Raw genomic sequence first — 3,402 nt, 5'->3', positions numbered from 1 at the left:
CAGGGAACGGACTCATTAAATCCTATTTTTGCCAGTGTCTTAATTCCCTTTGTGCTGATAGCCTTATTTTTAGGACATCCTATTGGGAAATGGTTTGCTATTGGTTCGAGTTTAGGTATAGCAGCTTGTTTAACAGTTACCGCTATTTATAGTCCTACTGTTTGGGGTTTAGCAAATATTCATCTATCACGAATCTTCCTTCTTGTCAATGCCCTACTTTGTTATGGACTAGCCCGGTTAGCTTTGAAGAAGGACGGACAAACTGACAACCTCTTAAAAGTCTAACTCTCAATACAAATATCCCCGATTTTTTGAACAAGTCGGGGACTCTGTGTTTGATTCATTGAATAACAGTAGAATAGTTCTTCCTTATCAAAATAAGGATAACATATTCAAATTTCTTTGTCAATACCAAAAAATAAATTTTTCCGGGGTTTTGAGTTTATTGTTTCTGTTATCACTTCCTATGAATGAGTTAACAATCAATCATCATGAAAACTTATCATAGGATTGCGTATCTTTAACCATCCAATGTGCTAATCTAACATAGGTTTTCGCCGTGGTGCAAGGTATTTGTAAATCCTCGGCTATTACTTATAATGATCTTAACTGGTGAATGATGCAGTTACTTCATAATTTTGACATAGCTTGATGAGACTTTCTTTAATACGCGATCGCACATCCTCCGGTGAAACTACAATACATTCAGAGGAATATTGCATAATTTCCCGAATAAACCAGAATGTATTTGATATTCTTCTAATTACTTTTTTGACCTGTGGTTGATCTGGTATCCATTCCACTATTTTATCCTCTGGTTTAGGTTGATATGCAAACGCTAACTTATTTAATAAGTGCATTTCCACATCTATTTGATCCAAGTCATTAAGCCATTTTTGGGTAATTTCCGTAACTGATGCTTCATTAATTCCGTCTAAACGAAAACACCAGTTATGTTTTAATTCTGGTATATCAAGATTTCCTTCTGTCTCTTCACACCAACAGTCAAGGTATTGGCGTTTTTCATGGGGTCTGATTTTGGCATAACGTACAGTAAAATTAAATACTCGTTCTGACGCATCTTGATAAGCAAGTTGAAAAGGTTGTTGACGTAAGATATAGTGATCTATTTTTAACCGCCAAGATGGACGGCAGTTATTTAAAAAACCTTCTATTTCTTTCCGTAAAGGTACGGATATTTCACTGCGTATTAGTAGTAAATTAGCTATAATTTCCGCCTGTTCATTTTGTCCGATGTCTGTTAATGCACTTATACAACGATGTAAGGCACGGATACGTAAATCTTGCCAGTCATTATTTTTACCAACAATTAATTCATGTTGAGCGATCGCTTTGATCAGTTTGGAGATATTGGGTTCATCTCCCCACTTCATCCCGAATTCAAGAGCGATCGCTTCTAGTTGCGTTTTATCACGCTCTGATACCGACAGGGTAATAGATTGACCTTTTCGACTCATGGAAAGTGTCCGTGTACTCGATACTTGTTTTTACTTGTCAATTTTTATTATGGCTGTTATTATAGATTTTAGCAATGAGTTACGGACATTCACGATCACAGAATATCAAGCAACCATCAATTCACAAGAGTTATTAATTAAGGGTATGTCAGAAAATTATAGTATTCAACTCAAACCTGTTTATTCGCAAACAGTCCCCACACCAGATGGGGTAAAATTACCAGATGGTTGGTCTTTATCTTGGCATCAATTAGAAACATTAAAAGCATTAAGAGATCCAAATATTGACGTAGTTTTGAATACTGCGATGACAGGAGATGGTAAAAGTTTAGCAGGATATTTAGACATTTTACAAAGACATTCTCCTGTTTTGGGGCTATATCCTACAAATGAACTTGCTAGAGATCAAGAAAACCAAATCAAAGGATATATTGATATATTTCAGCCTGAACATGAACCCCGTGTTAATCGTTTAAGTGGACAAGAATTAGAAATTTATGCTGAAGAAGAAAACTTAAAAAAAGGAGTAGCCTTAGAAACTCGCGCTGCACAATCTGAAATTTTACTTACTAACCCTGATATTTTTCACTATCTTCATTATGGTGCATATTTACTTTACAAAGATAACCCTGATAAACTCTGGAATAGAATAGATAAACGTTTTAATGTGATCATATTTGATGAATTTCATGTATTTCAATCCCCACAAATTGCCAGCGTAATTAACACAATGTTGTTAATTCGTCGTACCAATAGGCGTAAAAAGTTTTTATTTCTTTCTGCTACACCTAATTCCCAGTTAATTGAGAGACTTAAATCGGCTGATTTTCGCTGTCATGAAATTAACCCACTAGAAGAGAAAAAATATTACTTTCCCAATAGCATTGATGAATTTCAGCAGCTAAAAAAACAAGATTTACGAAAAGTAGTTGGGGAAATATCATTACAGTTTGTTAGTGTAGAATCTACACCTAAAGCTTCTGAAACTTGGTTCAAAGATCATGCAGAATTGATATTAAATCATTTACAAAAGCATCCAGGTAGCAAAGGTGCAATTATTCTTAATTCCATTGCTGCTGTAAAACGGTTAACAGAGTTTTTCACAACTTTTCTAAAAACCTATAATTTTACAGTTGAAGAAAATACTGGGTTATCTGGTAAGAAAACAAAAGAAAAATCTTTTGATGCTGATTTAGTTTTAGGAACTAGCACTATTGATGTTGGTGTAGATTTCAAAATCAACTTTTTGTTTTTTGAATCAGCAGATGCGGGTAATTTTATCCAGCGTTTAGGTAGACTGGGAAGACATGATAGTTATGAAAGGGATGGAAAGCAGATTAATTTTAATGAATTTACTGCTTATGCACTTGTTCCAGATTTTTTAGTGAAAAGGCTTTTTGAAAAAAATGAAAATGATGAAGCACCACCTTTGAAATTAGGTGAAATTTATGAACGTCCATTTTTTCATGAACAAATTAGAGATAAATACCGCAAAATCAATGATTTTACAGGTTATTATTTTAAGTGGGGAGTTTTTCAATCTATGCGACTGGTGCGACAGTTAGGACATCCCAATATTAAACAACAATATGCAGCAGGTAGTCAGGAAGCACTCAAGAAAGATTGTGAGATAGTTTTTGGCACAGACAAAAGAAAAGCTAATCTAAAAGCAGCATTTGTCTGTAGTAAAAAGTGGGAAAAAAGATGGCATGAACTTTCAAAAACAGATAAAGGAAATCCTATTTTAGAAGAAGCTGTGAGTTTTCGCAGTAAAAGTCCTTTATTGTGCGGAATTTATGATACTACAGAATCAAATGAAACTGATAAATTCAAAACCTACGATTTACCTGGAATTCTTAGCAACTTGGAAATTGAACCAATGACAGCTACAGAATTTGAACGTCGTCGCCAAGAAATTTCAGAA

General features: G+C 34.4%; 3 protein-coding genes. 2 read left to right on the top strand and 1 reads right to left on the bottom strand.

All coding sequences use genetic code 11. From position 1 onward, the window contains the following. On the top strand, positions 1-285 hold a 285-nt coding region (locus ACIR310F_RS26980; protein ID WP_231387557.1), incomplete at its 5' end, for a DUF5942 domain-containing protein. Positions 286-605: 320 nt separating this feature from the next. Here ACIR310F_RS26980 and ACIR310F_RS0115095 read toward each other — a convergent pair. Next, the gene (locus tag ACIR310F_RS0115095) at positions 606-1,478 is read right to left on the bottom strand and encodes a WYL domain-containing protein (RefSeq protein ID WP_028084544.1); all 873 of its coding nucleotides are present in this window, start codon (positions 1,476-1,478) and stop codon (positions 606-608) included. Between the two features lie 145 nt (positions 1,479-1,623). On the opposite strand from ACIR310F_RS0115095, the gene cas3 reads away from it, so the two are divergent. After that, positions 1,624-3,402, top strand: a 1,779-nt coding sequence (gene cas3 / locus ACIR310F_RS22690) for a type I-D CRISPR-associated helicase Cas3' (RefSeq protein ID WP_231387559.1), incomplete at its 3' end; no start/stop codon positions are given.

It is taken from the genome of Dolichospermum circinale AWQC310F (assembly GCF_000426925.1).
Lineage (GTDB): Bacteria > Cyanobacteriota > Cyanobacteriia > Cyanobacteriales > Nostocaceae > Dolichospermum > Dolichospermum circinale.
Note: the sequence above shows the minus strand (reverse complement) of the source record. Positions and strands in the feature narration are given on the sequence as shown.